The 19867-nt window shown below is 40.1% G+C and carries 18 protein-coding genes; 4 read left to right on the forward strand and 14 right to left on the reverse strand.

The window, feature by feature from the left end:
* Position 1 precedes the first annotated feature (1 nt).
* The 5 genes from ACZ5WS_RS01845 to ACZ5WS_RS01865 form a co-directional block, all read right to left on the reverse strand.
* A complete protein-coding gene (locus ACZ5WS_RS01845; protein ID WP_138607163.1) occupies positions 2 to 571 on the reverse strand; it encodes a Maf family protein in 570 nt (189 codons plus the stop codon).
* Entirely contained in the window at positions 571 to 1050 is a 480-nt protein-coding gene (gene mreD / locus ACZ5WS_RS01850) for a rod shape-determining protein MreD (RefSeq protein ID WP_138607165.1), read from the reverse strand. Before mreD ends, ACZ5WS_RS01845 begins: the two co-directional genes overlap by 1 nt.
* Positions 1043 to 1885: a rod shape-determining protein MreC gene (gene mreC, locus ACZ5WS_RS01855; protein ID WP_171039612.1), complete on the reverse strand. Its 843-nt coding sequence runs from the start codon at positions 1883 to 1885 to the stop codon at positions 1043 to 1045. The genes mreD and mreC overlap by 8 nt, the downstream gene beginning before the upstream one ends.
* On the reverse strand, positions 1885 to 2928 hold the full coding sequence (locus ACZ5WS_RS01860) for a rod shape-determining protein (protein WP_013463921.1): 1044 nt from the start codon (positions 2926 to 2928) through the stop codon (positions 1885 to 1887). The genes mreC and ACZ5WS_RS01860 overlap by 1 nt, the downstream gene beginning before the upstream one ends.
* 135 nt (positions 2929 to 3063) lie before the next feature.
* The gene (locus ACZ5WS_RS01865; protein ID WP_138607169.1) at positions 3064 to 5070 is read right to left on the reverse strand and encodes an SUMF1/EgtB/PvdO family nonheme iron enzyme; all 2007 of its coding nucleotides are present in this window, start codon (positions 5068 to 5070) and stop codon (positions 3064 to 3066) included.
* 335 nt (positions 5071 to 5405) lie between these two features.
* On the opposite strand from ACZ5WS_RS01865, the gene ACZ5WS_RS01870 reads away from it, so the two are divergent.
* A complete protein-coding gene (locus ACZ5WS_RS01870) occupies positions 5406 to 6314 on the forward strand; it encodes a 1-aminocyclopropane-1-carboxylate deaminase/D-cysteine desulfhydrase (RefSeq protein WP_198522456.1) in 909 nt (302 codons plus the stop codon).
* 4 nt (positions 6315 to 6318) lie between these two features.
* On the opposite strand, the gene ACZ5WS_RS01875 is transcribed toward ACZ5WS_RS01870, so the two are convergent.
* From ACZ5WS_RS01875 to ACZ5WS_RS01885, 3 genes are all read right to left on the reverse strand, one after another.
* Positions 6319 to 7965: an EAL domain-containing protein gene (locus tag ACZ5WS_RS01875; RefSeq protein WP_138607173.1), complete on the reverse strand. Its 1647-nt coding sequence runs from the start codon at positions 7963 to 7965 to the stop codon at positions 6319 to 6321.
* A 339-nt stretch (positions 7966 to 8304) separates the two neighbouring features.
* Positions 8305 to 9006 (reverse strand): single-stranded DNA-binding protein, encoded by a 702-nt coding sequence (ssb, locus tag ACZ5WS_RS01880; RefSeq protein ID WP_008467569.1) that lies wholly within the window; start codon positions 9004 to 9006, stop codon positions 8305 to 8307.
* A gap of 20 nt (positions 9007 to 9026) precedes the next feature.
* Positions 9027 to 10394, reverse strand: coding sequence for an MFS transporter (locus ACZ5WS_RS01885; protein ID WP_464710305.1), 1368 nt, complete (start codon positions 10392 to 10394; stop codon positions 9027 to 9029).
* 163 nt (positions 10395 to 10557) lie between these two features.
* Between ACZ5WS_RS01885 and uvrA the strand changes: the two genes are divergently transcribed.
* A complete protein-coding gene (uvrA, locus tag ACZ5WS_RS01890; RefSeq protein ID WP_138607177.1) occupies positions 10558 to 13377 on the forward strand; it encodes an excinuclease ABC subunit UvrA in 2820 nt (939 codons plus the stop codon).
* Positions 13378 to 13466: 89 nt separating this feature from the next.
* Here uvrA and trpS read toward each other — a convergent pair whose 3' ends face one another.
* From trpS to rpe, 3 genes are read right to left on the reverse strand one after another with little or no spacing between them, the layout of a single operon-like run.
* A complete protein-coding gene (trpS, locus tag ACZ5WS_RS01895; RefSeq protein ID WP_138607179.1) occupies positions 13467 to 14471 on the reverse strand; it encodes a tryptophan--tRNA ligase in 1005 nt (334 codons plus the stop codon).
* A 33-nt stretch (positions 14472 to 14504) separates the two neighbouring features.
* Positions 14505 to 15170: an HAD-IA family hydrolase gene (locus ACZ5WS_RS01900; protein ID WP_372859424.1), complete on the reverse strand. Its 666-nt coding sequence runs from the start codon at positions 15168 to 15170 to the stop codon at positions 14505 to 14507.
* Positions 15170 to 15853: a ribulose-phosphate 3-epimerase gene (gene rpe, locus ACZ5WS_RS01905; RefSeq protein WP_464710309.1), complete on the reverse strand. Its 684-nt coding sequence runs from the start codon at positions 15851 to 15853 to the stop codon at positions 15170 to 15172. Before rpe ends, ACZ5WS_RS01900 begins: the two co-directional genes overlap by 1 nt.
* 272 nt (positions 15854 to 16125) lie before the next feature.
* Between rpe and ACZ5WS_RS01910 the strand changes: the two genes are divergently transcribed.
* Positions 16126 to 16425, forward strand: a complete 300-nt coding sequence (locus ACZ5WS_RS01910; RefSeq protein WP_138607184.1) for a hypothetical protein — start codon at positions 16126 to 16128, stop codon at positions 16423 to 16425.
* Between the two features lie 3 nt (positions 16426 to 16428).
* Positions 16429 to 16614 carry a DUF2970 domain-containing protein gene (locus tag ACZ5WS_RS01915; RefSeq protein ID WP_138607186.1) on the forward strand — a complete coding sequence of 62 codons (186 nt, stop codon included), beginning with the start codon at positions 16429 to 16431 and terminating at the stop codon, positions 16612 to 16614.
* Here the strand turns inward: ACZ5WS_RS01915 and ACZ5WS_RS01920 are convergent.
* Genes ACZ5WS_RS01920 through aroB form a run of 3 tightly spaced genes read right to left on the reverse strand, consistent with a single transcriptional unit; the run spans position 16595 to position 19863 of the window.
* Entirely contained in the window at positions 16595 to 17428 is an 834-nt protein-coding gene (locus ACZ5WS_RS01920) for a Dam family site-specific DNA-(adenine-N6)-methyltransferase (RefSeq protein ID WP_464710316.1), read from the reverse strand. The two genes, ACZ5WS_RS01915 and ACZ5WS_RS01920, sit on opposite strands and share 20 nt — an antisense overlap.
* A 53-nt stretch (positions 17429 to 17481) precedes the next feature.
* A complete protein-coding gene (locus ACZ5WS_RS01925) occupies positions 17482 to 18792 on the reverse strand; it encodes an AAA family ATPase (RefSeq protein ID WP_464710319.1) in 1311 nt (436 codons plus the stop codon).
* A complete protein-coding gene (gene aroB, locus ACZ5WS_RS01930; RefSeq protein WP_464710323.1) occupies positions 18793 to 19863 on the reverse strand; it encodes a 3-dehydroquinate synthase in 1071 nt (356 codons plus the stop codon). It abuts the gene before it with no gap.
* Positions 19864 to 19867 lie beyond the last annotated feature (4 nt).

A 19867-nucleotide genomic window follows, 5' to 3' on the forward strand; every position in this document is an offset into this window, starting at 1 on the left:
GCTACCCTCTTAAGAATGTATTTAATAATTGTTCTGTCTCATACAAAGGTAAGCCTACAACGGCAAAATAGCTACCCGAAATATGCGTTACAAAGCGTCCACCTAACCCTTGGATACCGTAACCACCGGCTTTATCTTGAGGCTCGCCCGTTTGCCAATAAGCGTCTATTTCTGCATCATTGAGTATTTTAAAAGTAACATCAGTACTGACAACACAGCTAAGTACTTTTTCTGGTGTGGCAAAAGCGATAGCAGTTAACACTTGATGAGTATTTCCTGATAAACGCTTTAAGGTGTGAGTAAAGTCTTGTTTATCTATGGGTTTACCTAAAGATTGATTGTCAATCACGACTACAGTATCGCTGCCTAAAACGGGGCGGTCGGTATACCCTTGCTCTACCCCCATTTGCGCCTTTAAACGCGCTAAGCGTTCGACATAATCATATGGGAGTTCGTTAACAAGCTGGCTTTCATCAGCATCAACACTAAATTGTGAAAATTCGACACCCAATTGGGTTAAAAGCTCTTTACGACGGGGAGACGCGGAAGCTAAATATACTGCGCAAGTCATTATCTGATCCTAAAGTGTCTACGGTATTTTCTAAGTAATAAAAATACCCATATCCAACTCAACATGCCTGTTAATACAGGCCATAAGTAATGTGGGCTAAAATAAACGCCAAGTAAAAAGTGATTTAACCAAAACTGCATTAAATGATAAAGCGTTAAAAATAAGCCAATTAAAAGGCTTTGTTGCCACAATGAAAAATTGCGAATTTTTTGAAAGTTACTTGCCGTAACAAAAATACATACCGAGTAGGTTAATGAGTTTACACCTAAAGAAGAGCCAGTCGCTAAATCAATCAATAACCCAACAACCCAAGCTGTGCCTATATTTAAGCGGTGCGGTAAAGCCAAAGACCAATACATAAGCACCAACAACACCCAGTCAGGACGAAATGGTTCAAGTGAAAAAGGTAATGGCATCAATGCCACTACCAATGCAAAGAAAATACTTAACGCAATTAATAGCGTTTGGCGGTTAATCATCTCCCATCAACTCCTGCTGATTTAGCCATAACACGACTAATAGTCGAATTCTGTCTAATTGAGCTATCGGCTCAGCAAATACTTGCGCAAAAGGTTGACCTTCATCACGGGTTATTTCTGTGATCACCGCAACCGGGTAGCCTTCAGGAAATGTGCCACCAAGGCCAGATGTAACCAGTACATCGCCTATACGTACATCTAAACTATGCGGCACATGCGACAGCTTCAGTACGTTGATTTTACCAATACCTTCAACCACTGTTCGCACATCATTACGCAAAATACGCACAGGAGTGGCGTGGGTGGTATCGGTAATTAATAACACTCGTGACGTGGTTGAGCCCACTTTAGTCAACTGCCCCACTAGTCCCATATCATCAATTACTGCTTGGCTTTCACTTAAACCATCGGTAGTTCCTCGATTTATCACCACTTGATGACTATAAGGATTTGAGTGAACAGAAAGTACTTGAGCAATAATTTTACGATTGGTATGTTTTGAAGACGAGCCCATTAATGCTCTTAGTTTTTGATTTTCTTTTGCTAAGAATTCATATTGCTGGATTTGTTCGCTCTGCAATACTTGCTTTTTTTTCAGGGCTTCATTCTCAGTGAGCAACTGCTCGCGGGTATGCAAACTCTTGGCGCTAAAGCTAAATACTTCGTAAGGCAGGTTGGCAACATAAATGAGAGGGGTGACTAAGGTATTCAAACTGGTGCGAATATTTTCACCACCCTTTGTGTATTTATCTCCAAGGATCAATACGATACTCAAAAGCACTGCGACAAAAAGTCGCAGTTGCAAAGAGATTGTTTTTTCAAACATTGATTTCATTAGTCGTAACTAAAAACGTCACCACCGTGCACATCAATCATCTCAAGCGCTTTACCGCCGCCACGAGCAACACAGGTAAGTGGATCATCAGCAACAACCACTGGAATACCAGTTTCTTCCATGAGTAGGCGATCTAAATCTTTTAGTAACGCGCCGCCGCCAGTTAATACCATACCGTGCGCTGAAATATCAGATGCCAGCTCCGGTGGTGACTGTTCAAGTGCAACCATTACTGCACTTACAATCCCCATTAGCGGCTCTTGTAATGCTTCTAAAATTTCATGCGAATTAAGTGTAAACGAACGAGGAACACCTTCTGCAAGGTTACGACCACGCACTTCGATTTCTACTGGTTCGTCTGTTTTAAATGCAGAGCCAATTTGATGTTTAATATTCTCAGCCGTGGCTTCACCAATTAAGCTACCAAAGTTACGACGAACATAATTAATAATGGCTTCATCAAACTTGTCGCCACCAATACGTACAGATGACGAGTAGACAACACCATTGAGTGAGATAATAGCCACTTCGGTTGTACCGCCACCAATATCAACAACCATAGAACCCGTTGCTTCTGATACCGGTAAGCCAGCACCAATTGCAGCAGCCATAGGCTCTTCAATTAAGTAAACTTCACGAGCGCCTGCACCCATCGCTGATTCGCGAATTGCACGCTTTTCAACCTGTGTAGCGCCACAAGGTACACAAATAAGTACACGTGGGCTTGGTCGCATAAAGTTATTGTTGTGCACTTGCTTAATAAAATGCTGGAGCATTTTTTCGGTCACATAAAAATCAGCAATCACACCATCTTTCATCGGACGAATAGCTTTAATATTACCAGGCGTACGTCCTAACATTTGCTTAGCTTCTGTACCTACAGATGCAACACTTTTAGGTCCACCAGCACGTTCTTGACGAATAGCAACTACTGAAGGTTCGTTTAATACGATCCCTTCTTCTTTTACATAAATTAGTGTGTTGGCTGTACCTAGATCGATCGATAGATCGTTTGAAAAAATACCACGGAGTTTTTTAAACATGAGGCTGGATGACCTTTGAAATTCGTTCTTATTTTAGTTGCGCTTACTTTAACATTCTCAATGTAATGAGCAATATAAAGCGCAGCCGTCTTTGTAATCATTAAAAAGAGGAAGCGTTTGCTTCCTCATTAAATATTATTGTTCGCTCATTAAGCGAAAGCCAATGTAATTAGCTCTAAAGTCTGGCGCTAGGATTAAACGCGTTGAGGCACGAGCAAGGCTAGGTGCAAAATTCCATGCGCCGCCACGAACCACTGCATTTTTTTTGTTCTCTGTGCTACCAGTCCATTCCCATACATTGCCCACGGTGTCGTATAAACCAAATGCATTTGCAGAAAAAGACCCTACCGGTGCAGTGCGTTTGTTTGACCATTCGCTACCACACCAACCACAGTTTGCTAAGTTTTTACCAATTTCGTTACCCCAAGGGTATTCAGTATCTGTACCTGCACGCGCTGCATATTCCCACTCAACCTCTGTAGGTAGGCGATACGTTTGCGCTGTTTTATCAGAAAACCATTCTGCATAAGCTACAGCATCATTTTTTGTCAAACACACAGCTGGAAAATCACTAGTTTGCTCAAACCCAGGAGCTCGCCAGTTTAAGCTTGCTTCCCAAACGGGTTCGCCATTTAGATAATAAGCACACCCTTTGCCTTTTTCAGCTTCAGTCTTATATTGCGTTTCGTTTACAAACTTCTCAAATGCGCCGACAGTGACTTCTTTACTTTGCATAACAAACGCTTCACTAATCGTTTTTTCAACAACGGGACGCTCATTTTCCAGTCCATTGCCGTTAATATCGCCCATTTTAAATGTGCCAACAGGGATTACTACCGCTGACGAATCCACTGTTGGTGGCTGCGTATCAACTTCCATTCCTTTAGGGCAATCTGCTTGTATTATTTGCTCTCGCTTTTTAGTCGGTGCAGCAATCGACTCTGACTTTTTTTCTAACTTAGCGAAAAGTGTACGTGTCTTCTTTAAATCAATACGTGCTTTGTAAGGAACATAACCGTCTTTGCGTATTTCTAATTTGTGTAAACCACGCGGTAACCTTGTTACTAAGCGAGTTGAGCCAACACGAATGTCGTTAATAAAAACTTCATCGCCATGCACGTTTGAGCGCAAAGTTAACTGGATTAACTGATCTTTCTTTTGCTCAGCGACCACTTTTGGCTTTTTGTTAGCTGTTTTTGCAACAACAGCGACCGCCTTATTATCCGCATTATCGCTGAATGTTAACTGACTATCTGAAAAAGTAGTGCTATAAGCAGGCTGATAAGTATTTGTCAGCGGGGTACCATACTCTGAACAAAAACTGTTATTTACACTTAATAAGTGACACAAACGGCTACTGTTTACATCTCCACGCATAGTAACGCTTAAATTGACGTTGTAATCACCTTGCCCGCTAAAAGCGCTCTTAATCACATGGCTACTTAAAATCTGTACTTGCGCTCCTGCCATATCTCGCTTAGGTTCGACAAGACGTTTTTCGGTAAGGTTTTCAAATATTTGATCTAAAAAGCGCTTAGTCGCCTTTTTCAGCCCCATCTGCTGTCCGCGTTGCTCACATGCCGCTAGTGTTTCAGTACGCTTACAATTAAGGGTGTGGTCGACTTCAAGTGTCCCTTCACGGGTAAATTCGTTGCGCAATCGCTCTACACGCGCAGTGGTGTATTGCACTTTTAAACTTTCAATAGTGTTCTGAAGAGCATGTTTATCAGCGCGAATTTGCTCAATATCTTTTAGATGGGATGCAATTGCCGCCAATTGCATAGAGATATCATTTTTGTTTTGTTCTTGGTCAACAACGGCTTTTTGATAACGAGATTGCGCCTGCGTAATATCAAGCGATGGATTATTAATTAAGCGTCGATACATGTCATTCATCGCATCCAATGCTTGATTTTTTTCTTTATCAAGTTGTGTTGAACGCGCTCTAAGCAGTTCAAGCTGGGTTTGAAGCTGATTCTCTTCTTGTAAATATTTATCGAGCATCGTTGTTGAACGAGTGTATTCTGTTTGTTTCGTATTAATCTCTGATTCAATTCTATTTACAGTAGTTGTATCTTGTGCAAATACTGTGCTGGCAAAAAAGCTAGCAGAAATTAATAGAGATAAAGGAGCAATTCGCATATATTCCAGTCCCAAAAAAGCGGCAATTATTTGGTTATTATTATTTTTTATAATAAAACCTTATGCTATGTACTTGAAGCACAAAACACAAGCTTTGTTCATTTATTATCTCAGTTTACAACTATTATCCCGTTTCATGCCAGTAAATAACCGTTTCATTTGTACTAAATAGCTAATTTATTTAACAACACCGAGATTTATCTGCCTTTTACGCCCAAAAGATACCAATTTAGCGGCGCATACATATTTTTTAATTTGCTTAAGTAATAAAATTTGAGTCAAAATAACGCTATTAAACAGCACATTCACCATGTAACTAATAAAAAAGAGTGATAATGCCAATACAATTCAGTATTAATGAACATAGTTATTTACAACCAATTAATAACAAATTGCTAGCAGAAAAAAACATTACGTTAAACATCAAGCGTGATGATTTATTACACCCTGTTATTAGTGGTAATAAATGGCGTAAGCTCAAATACAATTTAGCTCGCATGCAACAACAAGGTAAAACAGAATTACTGACTTTTGGTGGGGCTTTTTCAAATCATATTCACGCGTGCGCAGCCGCGGGGAAAGAATTTAACCTAGTAACCCACGCAATTGTTAGAGGCCCTGAACTTGATCTCAATAATCCAACGTTAAAATTTGCAAAGCAATGTGGCATGCGATTACATGTAGTGAATCGATTAGAGTACCGACAACGAAATGAGAAAGCATATTTAACAGCATTACAGGCACGATTCCCCAATGCATATATCCTACCTGAAGGAGGCACAAACGAGTTTGCTATAGAAGGATGTAAAGAACTTGCCCAAAGTTTACCTGAGCATGACTACTTAATCTGTCCTACTGGCAGTGGTGGAACCTTGGCGGGCTTAATAGAGGGCAGCTCAAGTAAAAGCACTGTATTAGGTGTTGCAGTTTTAAAGCAAGCCGACTACCTGCGAGATGAAATACGGGCTCTTAGTCCTAAAGCAAAATCACAAAGTAATTGGCAGTTACTTACACAGTTCCATGATGGCGGATATGGTCGCTTTACTACTGAGCTATGGCAGTTTTGCCAGTACATGCAGCAGCAATATCAGTTACCACTGGAACCTATTTACAGCGGAAAAATGATGTATGCACTTTGGCAGCTCATTAACAACGACTACTTTCCCCCTGGCAGCAAAATTATTGCTGTTCATACAGGAGGGCTGCAAGGTTTGGACGGGCTAAAATATCGTGGACTTGTTTAACTAGCTAATGAAATGCAACTTGAGTGAAGTCGGGTAGTAATCCAGAGAAATACCCTCCTTGTGCAGTACTAACACCTATCACTTTTAAAAATTGCAATTCTTGATACGTTTCTACACTCGAGGCCACCACTGGCAAACTTAATAATTTACCAATATGCACAATTCCCCTGACAGATTTCTGCTGTAAATAATTATGATCTATGCCATGAACAAGTTCATGGGCCAAATTAAGCCCCGCTATTTGCTTGTTATGGGTGAAGTTAAATATGCTCTTACTACTTCTAACCTCATCAATAACGATATTAAAGTTGAGCGCTGTTATGGTCGAAAAAGCAGCCTGCAATCGATCTTGGCTATTTAAGAAATCAGCCTCATTTATCAAAAACTGTAACGTATGAAGGCTTTTCAACTCACTCATATGTTTACTTAGCCAACACCAAAACTCACTATTAAACCAGTTTTTAGGATGCAATTTAATACTAATAACAGACGATGACTTTTCTACTAGCAGCAACTTTTTAACTTGTATAACAACCGCTTGGTCAAGTAGTAACGCCTCATCCTCATTGTAAAACTGGCTTATATAATCTTGATTAAATAATTGTTTATTTGCCTTATCGCTACTTTTAATTAAAACATGATGTTTGATAATAGCGCCGCTATCCAACTCGTATACAGGTTGAAATAAAATCGCTAATTTTTGTTTTTCAACTCGCTGCGTAACAGGGTTTTTATTAAGCATTTGAAGATGGCTGCAATTGATTGCCAATTGATGATAATGCTGCACTCTACTTTGCATTGATAGTGTGAGTGACGATCTGGCAAGCTGATACACCATCACCTGATCAGCATTCGAGTAGTAAGTACACAAACCTAACTTTATACTCTCGTCAGCCACTCTAGGGGCTAAAATATGGGCTGCATTAAGCATGTATTGATGTAAGTATTTAGCGCAACTTTTTTTATCAATTGCACTAACCCCTGTGAAAGTAAAAGCAAACTTACCCGCTGTTAATTGCTTAACGGATATTACAGCAGTATTGGTAAAGTCTTTTGCTAGCAATACTTTAAGAGTCGCTGGTAAGTCCGTGTTTGTATCAAAATGGCATTCGCATTGAATGAGCGCAAATATATTATAGCCAATTATTTTCTGCTCCTTGACTACGTTTTCTAATACCGGTTGTGTAGGCTTTATTCTAGGCGTATGGCATACCTTTTTATAACCATCGTTTTGCTTGCGCTTCAACGTCACTGAACTATTTTTGGTCGCTTTAAACAATATAAAGCGCCTAGCAGCAAAAATAATGGCCAAAATAAACATATTCATTATTATAAATAGGTAGTTATAGGCATACCAGGTAGGCCATGAATATAACAGAATCCCTTTTGAATTAGAGCTGAAATAGTGCTTTTTCTGCTTTATATAAACAGAAACTTTATCTGGAGCCAGGGTAAAAGGTGTATTAGCTAAAAGTTGCTGCTCATTGGCTAACGGCTGCTGCAGTTGCTTAGCGAGCTCTATACCTGTTTGCTTATTTTGATGTTGTAAAACTAAATTTAAACCACTATTAAAAATAATAAATAGCATAAAACACAGAGCGTAAAATAAGGCACTAACGTAATTGGAAAACTGAAACTGACTGGCTTTCATAACTTACCCGCTCATTAAATAAGTTATTAAAGTGTTGTCTACTATTTGCAATTGCACAAGCCAATAATAAAAGTTTAGTAGCTGTTTTATTGTTAATACTTAATGTTTATAAACATTATATTTAGTGGTCAACAAAATTAGTAATGGCTTCATCTTTGTGCGCATAAATGGGAGTGCCGCCCTGCTTTGAAAACCTTAAAGCTATTTACAGCTTTTTAATGAGGAGTATTTACTCACTCAGCTGAGGATAAACGAGAGGGATAGTAATTATTATCAATAAAAAAAGCCCTGATTACTCAGGGCTCTTTTTTAATACTTTTTAAACTAAAAAGTTGGAAATTAGAAAGGAATATCGTCATCAAAGTCGATTGTTGGTTCCATTGGATTTGATGCGCCACCTTGCGGTGCATTTTGCGGCTTAGGAGCAAACCCGCCTTGCTGTTGTGGTGCATTATTTTGCTGAGGTGCAAAACCACCTTGCTGCTGTGGTTGATACTGGTTGTTTTGTTGCGGCGCTGGCTGCTGGGCAGGTGCAGATTGTTGCTGTGGAGCATAACTGCCTTGCTGACTATTTTGGCCTTGGTTATTTTGACCATAGCTACCGCTTTGCTGTCCGCCTTGGTTACCTTGATAACCGCCACTTTGTTGACCACCTTGGTTACCTTGATAGCCACCACTTTGTTGGTCGCCACCACGTGCACCTAACATTTGCATTTGACCAGTAAAGCCATCAACAACAATTTCTGTAGTGTACTTTTCTTGGCCTTGTTGGTCAGTCCATTTACGAGTTTGAAGTTTACCTTCTACGTAAATTTGTGAACCCTTGCGACAGTATTCGCCTACAATTTCAGCTAATTTGCCAAAAAATACCACACGGTGCCACTCAGTTTTATCAACCATTTGGCCAGTGTTTTTATCTTTATAGCTGTCTGAAGTTGCTAAGGTAATATTTGCTACGCCATTACCATTAGGCATGTAACGAACTTCAGGATCTTGCCCTAAATTACCAACCAAAATTACTTTGTTCACACCGCGTGCCATGGAACCATCTCCTATAAACGTTAGATTAAACCAGCCACTCTTCGGGCTTGGTCTAGGTCAAATTCTTTATCATTAATCTTTAAGTAGCTTCGACTTTCATCGCGAACTACGGTTGCTTCTATTACGCCGGGTAAAGCAACTAACTGAGAAGCTAGTGTTTGTGCCTGCTCTTCAGAATCTAATTGGGTCATTAAACTAATAACTTTGCTTTTCGGTGGGACTTGCATTTTCCACGCAATAATAAGCCATATTACCCCAACAAGTGCCGCCGCCGCAAACACAGCTTGCGTACTAGTGGTTTGTGCTACATACCCGCCTAACATACCGCCTAAAAAAGCCCCTAAGAACTGGCTAGATGAATACCCACCCATGGCGGAGCCTTTTTGGCTTGCTGGAGCAATACGCGACACAAGAGCTGGCATAGTGGCTTCTAAAAAGTTAAAAGCAACAAAATATAACAGCATACAAACCGCAATACCAACAACACTATTGGCCCATATTGACATGCTAAACATACTTATTATTAAGACCATCACTGAACCAATAAACGCCTGTTTTTCTTTCTCTTTTTTAATTGCCACTATCATTACTGGCACCATCAAGAAAAACGCTAAAAATAAAACCGGGATATAAAGCTGCCAATGGTTTTCAGCCACAAGTCCATCTTTAATTAGTTGACTTGGCAATACTACAAAAATAGTCGTCAATGTTAAATGCAGCAATAATACACCTGCATTTAGACGCGCAAGCTGCGGATGTTTAATTAGCTTTTTAATGTCACTAAAGCTGGCAAGTGTATCGCCTTTAGGGGCTTTATTTATTGCACTGGGTACCAGCATAGTGACAATAAAAATACCTAATAAAGCCAGTATAGCAGTTAACCAAAACACTCCGGCTATACCCCATGAAGCTGCCACTATAGGTCCAAGTAGCATAGCGAAGGCAAAGCTCATACCTATGCTCATGCCAATAACTGCCATTACTTTTGGTCGCTGTTCGTCACGACTTAAATCTGATGCAAACGCTAACAATGCGCTGGCGATAGCGCCCATACCTTGCAAGGCACGCCCTACCGTTACCATTTGTATGGACTCAGCTAAAGCCGCAACTACTGAACCCAAGGCAAATACAAGCAAACCACCTACAATCACTTTTTTACGGCCAATTTTATCAGACAGTCGCCCCATAGGTATTTGTAATACGGCCTGCGTTAAACCATACGCACCAATTGCAAAACCTATCCATATAGGTGAAAAGCCTTCAAGCGATTGACCATAAATAGCTAAAACAGGCATCAGCATAAACAAGCCGAGCATTCTAAATGCAAACACACTCGCTAACGATACGGCGGCGCGTTTCTCTCGTGAATTAAGTGAAGATGCGGTCATTATTTGCGTGATCTTACTGTGTGAAAAAATTAGGCAAGGATTCTATCACAAGCTTGGCAATAATTAATCGTCTATAACTAAGGATTTTTTCAATGATCAAGGATTAATATTGCAGCGTATTATGCGATACTGAACAAATAATTTTGGCAATAAACGAGATAGCATGGAAAACATTGAAGTCCGAGGCGCCCGCACGCACAATTTAAAAGACATCAGCCTAACCATCCCACGTGATAAACTAATTGTTATCACTGGCTTATCTGGTTCAGGAAAGTCATCACTTGCATTTGATACGCTTTATGCAGAAGGGCAACGCCGGTATGTTGAATCACTCTCTGCTTATGCAAGGCAGTTTTTGTCATTAATGGAAAAACCTGACGTAGATCATATTGAAGGCCTTTCCCCTGCTATTTCCATTGAACAAAAATCAACCTCGCATAATCCCCGTTCAACCGTGGGAACCATTACTGAAATCTACGATTACCTGCGTTTAATGTTTGCACGGGTTGGCGAACCTCGCTGTCCAACTCATGATTTACCACTCGCAGCGCAAACAATTAGTCAAATGGTCGATACCGCATTAGCGCTGCCTGAAGGCACTAAGTTAATGCTACTTGCTCCTGTTGTTAAAGACCGTAAAGGTGAGCATGTAAAACTATTAGAACAACTTGCCAGTCAAGGTTACATTCGTGCTCGTATAGATGGTGAAGTATGCGACTTATCCGATCCACCACCGCTAGATTTACATAAAAAGCATACTATTGAAGTCGTTGTGGATCGCTTTAAAGTAAAAGAGGGTCAACAGCAACGTCTTGCAGAGTCTTTTGAAACGGCACTTGAAATGTCAGGCGGCGTTGCCAACATTGCGTTTATGGATGATAGCAGTGCTGAAGAAATGCTGTTTTCAGCAAATTTTGCCTGCCCAACCTGTGGCTATGCGATGACCGAACTTGAACCGCGTTTATTTTCGTTCAATAACCCTGCAGGAGCTTGTCAAAGCTGTGACGGTTTAGGCGTAAGACAATACTTTGACCCGAATCGCGTGGTTCACAACCCTGAAATAAGCTTAGCCGGCGGGGCAATTAAAGGCTGGGATAAACGCAGTTTTTACTATTATCAAATGTTGCAAGCGGTTGCGCAGCATTACGAGTTTGATTTAGATGTACCTTATCAAGAGCTTGCAAAAGAACATAAAAAAATTATTTTAGATGGCTCTGGTGATACTAAAATTGCATTTAATTATCGTAATGACCGCGGTGATTTAATTACACGTAATCATGTATTTGAGGGCGTGTTAAACAATATGAACCGCCGCTACCGCGAAACTGAATCAAACTCAGTACGCGAAGAGCTAGCCAAGTATCAAACCAGCCAAGCCTGCCCTAGTTGTAAAGGCTCACGTTTGCGCCAAGAAGCACGCAATGTATTTATTGGTCAAACTAACTTGCCAACCATTACGCATATGAGTATTGGTGAGGCGATGGGCTTTTTTGAAGGCTTGCACCTAACTGGGCAAAAAGGCCAAATTGCCGAGAAAATTTTAAAAGAAATTCGCGATCGTCTATCGTTCTTAATTAATGTAGGCCTAAATTACTTATCACTTGAGCGTAGTGCCGACACACTTTCAGGCGGTGAGGCACAGCGTATTCGCTTAGCGAGTCAAATTGGTGCTGGGTTAGTGGGTGTTATGTATGTACTGGATGAACCTTCAATTGGTTTGCACCAACGTGATAACGACCGTTTATTGAAAACCTTGGTTCATTTACGCGATTTGGGTAATACCGTTATTGTTGTAGAACACGATGAAGACGCCATTCGTGCCGCTGATCATATTATTGATATTGGCCCAGGTGCTGGCGTACATGGCGGCCATGTTATTGCTCAAGGTACACGCGATGATATTTTAGCAAGCAAAGACTCGGTTACCGGCCAGTTTTTATCGGGCGTGCGTAAAATAGAAGTGCCTAAAGAGCGCCATGCTACTAACGATAAATGGCTAGAGCTGTTTGGTGCTACTGGTAATAACTTAAAAAATGTTGATTTAAAAATACCTTTTGGCTTAATGACCTGTATTACCGGCGTATCTGGCTCGGGTAAATCTACACTCATTAACGACACCTTATTTAAACTTGCCCACACAGAACTCAACGGCGCAACTACTGCTGAAGCAGCTCCTTATGGGTCAATTGCAGGACTTGAGCACTTTGATAAAGTAATTGATATTGACCAAAGTCCTATTGGCCGCACACCGCGTTCAAACCCTGCCACTTATACTGGTATTTTCACCGGTATTCGTGAGCTGTTTGCGGGTACTCAAGAAGCCCGTTCACGTGGTTACAAAGTGGGTCGCTTTAGCTTTAATGTTAAAGGTGGCCGTTGTGAAGCGTGCCAAGGTGATGGTGTTATTAAAGTAGAAATGCACTTCTTACCAGACGTATATGTACCGTGTGATGTATGTAAGGGTAAACGTTATAATCGCGAAACCTTAGAAGTACAATATAAAGGCAAAAACATCAACCAAGTGCTCGACATGACCGTTGAAGATGCCCATGACTACTTTGATAAAATACCGGCTATAGCACGTAAACTTAAAACCCTAATGGATGTTGGACTTTCTTATATTCGTTTAGGCCAAGCCGCTACAACACTTTCTGGTGGTGAAGCACAGCGAATTAAGTTAGCACGTGAGCTCTCTAAGCGTGATACTGGAAAAACATTGTACATTCTTGATGAGCCAACAACGGGACTTCATTTTGCTGATATTGAACAGTTATTAGTGGTGCTTCATCGTCTACGCGATCATGGCAATACCATTGTAGTAATTGAGCATAATTTAGATGTAATAAAAACTGCCGATTGGATCGTTGATTTAGGCCCTGAAGGTGGTGCTGGCGGCGGTGAAATACTGATTGCAGGTACACCAGAAGAAGTGGCGGAATGTCAGCGCTCACATACTGGGCACTACTTAAAACCATTACTTTAATATAAATTATAAAAAAGTACTTATTAAAAGTTACACAAAAATGCCGCTAAATTAGCGGCATTTTTTTACACTTATTCTAATAAATCAAATTATGTACGAGGAATAAATCCTAGTGCATCGTATACCGATTTAAGTGTTTTTTCTGCACGTACACTGGCCTTTTCTGCACCTGATTTCATGATGCTATCAAGTAGGTTTTGATCTTCTCTGATCTCTTTAAAACGTGCTTGGATTGGCTCAATCATATTCACTACCGCATCTGCAGTGTCTTTTTTCAGGTGGCCGTACATTTTATCTTCGTACTCTGGCACTAAATCTTCAATTGAGCGCTTAGTCGCTACGCTTAATAAAGTAAGTAAGTTAGAAACACCAGGCTTTTCTGTACGATCAAAGTAAATACGTGCTTGCTCGTCTGAATCGGTTACTGCTTTTTTAAGCTTTTTCTCAATCTTTTTAGGCTCATCTAATAGCATGATGTAACCATTTGGGTTTTCATCAGACTTAGACATCTTTTTAAGCGGATCTTGAAGGCTCATTACGCGTGCGCCAAATTCTGGAATATATGGCTCAGGTAATTTAAATACGTCGCCGTACAAGTTATTAAAGCGAGTAGCTATATCACGCGTTAGCTCTAGATGCTGCTTTTGATCGTCCCCTACTGGCACTTGGTCAGCTTGATACAATAAAATATCTGCTGCTTGTAATACTGGATACGAAAATAAACCTACGTTTACATTGTTAGCATGCTTAGATGACTTATCTTTAAACTGAGTCATGCGGTTAAGCTCACCCATTTGTGCGTAACAATTTAATACCCACGCTAACTGTGCGTGTTCAGGCACTTGTGATTGCACAAAAAGCGCAGACTTTTCAGGGTCAATACCGCACGCTGCATATAAGGCTATACCGTCTAACACACGAGATCGAAGAAGCTCAGGCTCTTGGCGAACAGTAATTGCGTGCAAATCAACAAGCATAAAGAAACTTTCGTGGTCTTCCTGTAGCTTTAGCCACTGGTTAATAGCGCCAACATAGTTGCCTATTGTCATACCACCGGTTGGCTGAATGCCACTTAAAACTACTGGTTTACTCATGATTTTCCTTTAGTGTTTAATTGATTAAAAATTTTAACGCTGTGTAAGTGTGGGTATTATAGCTAAGAAGTTATCGCATAGGTACTGTGGATTATAATCCCCGAGCTGCTCTCCTTGATGATACCCATAAGTAAGAGCTATCACATCAATATTGGCGGCTTGTGCTGCCAGTATGTCACTCTTTGAATCACCAATCATAATGGCTTTATCTGGCGAAATATTCAATGCATTACAAGCAAATAAGAGTGGCTCAGGTGACGGTTTTTTTGCCATGTCGTCACCGCAAACAATCACCTCAAAATGACTGCGAATAGCCAGTTTATCTAAAAGTAGTTCAGTAAAACAGCGTGCTTTATTGGTAATAAGTGCTTTGGGCATACCACTGAGAGCAGCAAGGCCCGTTTCAACATGCTGATATAATACGCTGTATTCACCAACCAGCTCACTGTAATGTTGATAAAAAAGCTTAATGGCTCGCTCGCTCAGAGTCTCATCAAGGTGTTCACTAATTTGTATATCACCGCAAAGAGCTCGCTTTACTAACACCTCAATGCCATTACCTACCCAGCTTTCAACTAATCGCTGACTGACAATGGGAAACGCTAAATCACTTAGCGTAAGATTTAAGGCCATATATAAGTCATACACGCTGTCAACTAGCGTGCCGTCTAAGTCAAATAGTGCCGCATCATATTTCATTACTTAATACTTTCTAATTGTTGGCGCATTTCATCAATTACGTTTTTATAGTCAGGCTGATTAAAAATAGCAGAGCCTGCAACAAACATGTCAGCACCCGCTTCAGCTGCCGCTGCAATATTATCTACTTTAATACCGCCATCAACTTCTAGGCGAATATCACGCCCAGAATCAATAATGCGTTGCTTTGCCTCTCGCAGTTTCTCAAGTGTTTGTGGAATAAAACTTTGCCCACCAAATCCGGGGTTCACCGACATTAATAAAATAACATCTATTTTATCCATTACATGATCAAGGTAGCTTAAACTCGTTGCAGGATTAAAAACTAGACCTGCTTGGCAACCTTGATCTTTTATCAATTGTAAAGTGCGGTCAATATGCTCACTGGCTTCTGGATGAAAGGTAATAATTGACGCCCCCGCCTCGGCAAATTGTGGAATTAAACTATCTACCGGTTTCACCATTAAATGAACATCAATAGGAGCTTTAATACCGTAATCGCGAAGTGCTTTACACACCATTGGGCCTATTGTTAAGTTAGGTACGTAATGGTTATCCATTACATCAAAATGGACAACATCAGCCCCTGCAGCTAAGACTCTGTCAACATCTTCGCCAAGGCGTGCAAAGTCTGCGGATAAAATTGAGGGCGCTATTAAGTATTTTTGTTCACAATTGAGCATTGCTAATCCATTAATGAATAATTTATGGCGTTAATGTAACTTAATTAACGATGTTACCCAAGTAACACCTTTAAAAATAACGCTAAATTAGCAACGCTAGCGACTAACTGTTATTAACTATAACAACGACAAAGCGCGTGAGCTAAAAGGATAAATCACGCTTATAAACAAATTTTGCGGCATGACTAGCTTTGAGTATAGCTAAAAATAAAGTGTATTATTTAAGCAAGTTTGTTATGCTTGGTGGAGAACTAAATTACTAGGTTTATATTATGCGTGTTTTTAAAATTGGATTATTAATCACGTCGGTAAGTGTCATTATTGGAGCTGCGTCGCTTTCTTCAAATACTGAGCAAGAATTAAGTTCAGCCAACACTTGTCTTCATAAAGATCAAACTAACGCTATTAATCATAGCGCAAATCGCTGCATTCAAATTCAAGAAGACTCTTCTTGGGCTTCTTGGCTAACCGGCAATAGCCGCAGTGCCCAGTTTCATTACCTAGATTTCCTAGAGTTATTAACAGGTACTGACGACAACCACAAGCCATCTTCAATCAAACCATTATTTTAATTAATGCAGCATTTCTTAAGCGCGTTACAAAGTGTGCTAGCGGCATTTTTTGGTGTGCAATCTGAAGATAAGCGTCAAACAGACTTTAAACACCACTCCCCTATTACATTAATAGCTATTGCCGTGATACTTTTTGTTTTATTTGTACTGGCTATTTACGCAACCGTGACTACGGTGCTAAGTACATAGCCATTAGCTCATCTACTTTATTTCGTGAACCGCCTTTTGGGCTAATCGTGCGTTTAACCTGAATTTTATCCAAAGAAGCTTGGCTGTAAATTTTGCGTGTCCATACCGTATCGTGATTTGAAATAAGGACTGGCGTATTATTCTCAAAAGCTGCTTGCTCAGCTAAGTTCGCTAAATTAGCCTGATCATCCAAATTAAACCCGCCTTTTGCATACGAGGTAAAAGATGCAGTTTTACTTAATGGCACATACGGCGGATCGCAGTAAATCACTGCATTTTTAGGCACCAGCTTGAATACATCATCATATCCTAGGCAAGTAAATGTAGCTTGTTGCGCTTTGCTAGCAAAAAAGTACATTTCTTTTTCAGGAAAATAAGGCTTTTTATATTTACCAAAAGGTACATTAAAAATGCCCTTTAAATTATAGCGGCATAATCCGTTATAACCATGGCGGTTCATATATAAAAATAAGATGGCTCGCTCATACACATCACTGCTTTGATTAAACTGCACACGATAATCATAATACGCATCTGAGTGGTTGTTTAAATCAACAAAAAGCTTTTTAGCATCACTAATTAACTCATCAGGCGAACGCTTGAGCTCTTTATATAAATTGATTAAATCAGCATTAATATCGTTGAGTACATAGTGTTTAAAATTGCTATTTAAAAACACTGAGCCCGCACCAACAAAAGGTTCAACCAAGGTATCAGCATGCTTACTTGCTTGATTTAGTCGCGCGTTAATATCTTCAACGAGGCTGTATTTTCCGCCAGCCCATTTAAGGAAGGCTCTACTCTTTTGCTGCATTGGCTCTTTACTTCAATTCGGTGTTGCGCGATTTTACACTAAAGTTACTGAGTTTACTGATCAACTCGTGCAATTTCTTGTTTTATTTTACTAATTTTTTTATAGAAAGGTTTATTTTTTCTAACCTCAGCAGGAAGTACTTGCAGTGCTTGTTTTGCCTCATTTAAGCTAACAAAGCTGCCTGTAGTTACTACCCACCACATTTTACCATTTCGTTTAGTTTGGTAGGTATTAGTGATATTTTCTAGCTTATGTTCAACAATAAACTCGTTCCCTACCTGCTGCTGAGTTACAGCTAAGAGCTGAATAACAAAATTATCCTCAGGTTGTTGTAAGTACCAATTACTGGGTATTTTTACTATTGGGTTTTGCGGCTTTGTCTGGGCAGGTTTAGTAACCGGCTTTTCTTCAACGGGTTTTGATGCCGGCTTTTCCTGTTCAACAACATTCGTTGATTCCGTTAAGCTCCCAACAATCGCTGGAACATTGTTATTGGTTTTTTGGGTGGGCTTTTGAAGGACAGCTGCTGGCGGCTCACTACTTAAAGGCACTCGCTTCTGTGCTTTATTTTCAATAGCTTGCTCAGTTGTAATGGCGGTTGATAGCACTTGCTCATCAATTTGGCGATTAGCATTTTCCCACCACTGGGTCATATCGGCTTTGTACACAAGGCCAATAATCAACAGCATAATTATTAATAACAATGTGAGCAGCTGTAATCGCCAAGATACCTTATCTTTAACGACAATATCTGCAACCTGCTCGCTTGGCTGCCAGGCTAATAACAGGCTTGGGTTACCATGAGCTTCAACTAAAAAAGTTTGAAAGACAGGATCTTCGTCATAGGGTAGGTTCGTAAAGTACCACCCCATAAGTTGCTTACTTTCAGCTATATTTAATGGTTCTAAATGAATATTTACTGCATCTTTAAAGGGTAGTTTAGACTGTGATGCAATCATAATATAAAGCACATTAGGTGCATTTTTTGATAGTAGCTCAAGCTCTGCGATTAACTCTTCGGATAGGTGCCTGCCGCCATCAATAACCCACAAGCACGCCCCACATTGTTGTTGTTTCGCTAATTGATAATAGTTTTGCGATAAGCTTAGATTATGATCAATTAAAGGGGCGTTAAAACTTTGCTCTAATAACTGAGTCATTAACTGCACATCAGTCATCTGGGCACCGACTTGCACAAATGCTTTATTAAAATCGTTATATTTATCAGTAATGAAGGTTTCAAGCAAATAGCTTTTACCTAGACCAGAGGTGCCTAATAAAACAATTAAGTTTTGACCATATTCAAATTGTAATGCGATTCTATCCACCAAAGCCGCACGGCTTGGTAAAATTTGTGACTGCATTTATTGCTCGATCAATGCTCTAACTTGATCATCTGATACATCATCAACTAATGCACATTGACCAAATTCGGTGGGTAAAATAAATCGGATAGTCCCTTTTTTATTCTTTTTATCTTTGCGCATATGCAGTAAAAATTGCTCACTGGTCATATCGTTAGGGATATCGATTGGTAAATTATACGCAGCTATTAATGTAGCAATACGCTCTAGGTCTTGCTGTGTTAAATCGTTACGAGTATGAGCAAGCTTGGCAGCAAGCACCATACCTGTCGCTACAGCTTCACCATGTAACCACACGCCGTACCCCATTTGTGCTTCTATTGCATGGGCAAACGTGTGTCCTAAATTTAATAGTGCACGCAAGCCTTGCTCTTTCTCATCTTGTGCAACGATAAGCGCTTTAATTTCACAGCATCTAAAAATAATATGCTGTAAACAGGCTTCATCTAACTGTTGTAATTGAGCGATATTTCGCTCTAAAAAAGCAAACAACTCAGTGTCGTAAATTAGGCCATATTTAATAACTTCAGCCATGCCTGCAGCAAACTCTCGGGTAGGTAAAGTATGTAAAGAACGCGTATCTATAAACACAGCCTGGGGTTGATAAAAAGCCCCTATCATATTTTTACCTAACGGGTGATTTACTGCTGTTTTGCCACCAACTGAAGAATCGACTTGAGATAATAACGTGGTAGGAATTTGGATAAAAGGCACACCGCGCTGATAACAGGCAGCAACAAAACCAGTTAAGTCACCAACTACGCCACCACCTAATGCAATTAAGCAGGTGTCACGACCGCAATTATTTTCAAGTAAGAATGCTGATATTTTTTCAAACCAGGTAAGCGATTTATATTGCTCGCCATCTGGAATAATAAAATGAAGTGGGTTTAGCTGTGCTAATGAGTCAAGCAACTGCTGAAGATAGAGCGGTGCAATAGTGTCATTAGTAATGATTATAGGCCGACAATCACCAATATGATGGATTAGACGGCCTGTATCTTGAAGTGCAGATTGACCAATATAAATAGGATAACTTCGCTCGTCTAAATTAACAGTTAATTCAAGCATGCTG

It is taken from the genome of Pseudoalteromonas sp. 11L1 (genome assembly GCF_055397545.1).

Excerpts from the sequence above, each read along its gene's own strand:
- ACZ5WS_RS01915 (WP_138607186.1), top strand. The coding sequence starts at position 16,429 with ATGCAGCATTTCTTAAGCGCGTTACAAAGTGTGCTAGCGGCATTTTTT.
- trpS (WP_138607179.1), bottom strand. The coding sequence starts at position 14,471 with ATGAGTAAACCAGTAGTTTTAAGTGGCATTCAGCCAACCGGTGGTATG.
- ACZ5WS_RS01875 (WP_138607173.1), bottom strand. The coding sequence starts at position 7,965 with ATGAAAGCCAGTCAGTTTCAGTTTTCCAATTACGTTAGTGCCTTATTT.
- uvrA (WP_138607177.1), top strand. The coding sequence starts at position 10,558 with ATGGAAAACATTGAAGTCCGAGGCGCCCGCACGCACAATTTAAAAGAC.
- ACZ5WS_RS01925 (WP_464710319.1), bottom strand. The coding sequence starts at position 18,792 with ATGCAGTCACAAATTTTACCAAGCCGTGCGGCTTTGGTGGATAGAATC.
- ACZ5WS_RS01885 (WP_464710305.1), bottom strand. The coding sequence starts at position 10,394 with ATGACCGCATCTTCACTTAATTCACGAGAGAAACGCGCCGCCGTATCG.
- ACZ5WS_RS01900 (WP_372859424.1), bottom strand. The coding sequence starts at position 15,170 with ATGAAATATGATGCGGCACTATTTGACTTAGACGGCACGCTAGTTGAC.
- ACZ5WS_RS01865 (WP_138607169.1), bottom strand. The coding sequence starts at position 5,070 with ATGCGAATTGCTCCTTTATCTCTATTAATTTCTGCTAGCTTTTTTGCC.
- ACZ5WS_RS01860 (WP_013463921.1), bottom strand. The coding sequence starts at position 2,928 with ATGTTTAAAAAACTCCGTGGTATTTTTTCAAACGATCTATCGATCGAT.
- aroB (WP_464710323.1), bottom strand. The coding sequence starts at position 19,863 with ATGCTTGAATTAACTGTTAATTTAGACGAGCGAAGTTATCCTATTTAT.
- ACZ5WS_RS01910 (WP_138607184.1), top strand. The coding sequence starts at position 16,126 with ATGCGTGTTTTTAAAATTGGATTATTAATCACGTCGGTAAGTGTCATT.
- ACZ5WS_RS01920 (WP_464710316.1), bottom strand. The coding sequence starts at position 17,428 with ATGCAGCAAAAGAGTAGAGCCTTCCTTAAATGGGCTGGCGGAAAATAC.
- ssb (WP_008467569.1), bottom strand. The coding sequence starts at position 9,006 with ATGGCACGCGGTGTGAACAAAGTAATTTTGGTTGGTAATTTAGGGCAA.
- mreC (WP_171039612.1), bottom strand. The coding sequence starts at position 1,885 with ATGAAATCAATGTTTGAAAAAACAATCTCTTTGCAACTGCGACTTTTT.
- ACZ5WS_RS01870 (WP_198522456.1), top strand. The coding sequence starts at position 5,406 with ATGCCAATACAATTCAGTATTAATGAACATAGTTATTTACAACCAATT.
- mreD (WP_138607165.1), bottom strand. The coding sequence starts at position 1,050 with ATGATTAACCGCCAAACGCTATTAATTGCGTTAAGTATTTTCTTTGCA.
- ACZ5WS_RS01845 (WP_138607163.1), bottom strand. The coding sequence starts at position 571 with ATGACTTGCGCAGTATATTTAGCTTCCGCGTCTCCCCGTCGTAAAGAG.
- rpe (WP_464710309.1), bottom strand. The coding sequence starts at position 15,853 with ATGCTCAATTGTGAACAAAAATACTTAATAGCGCCCTCAATTTTATCC.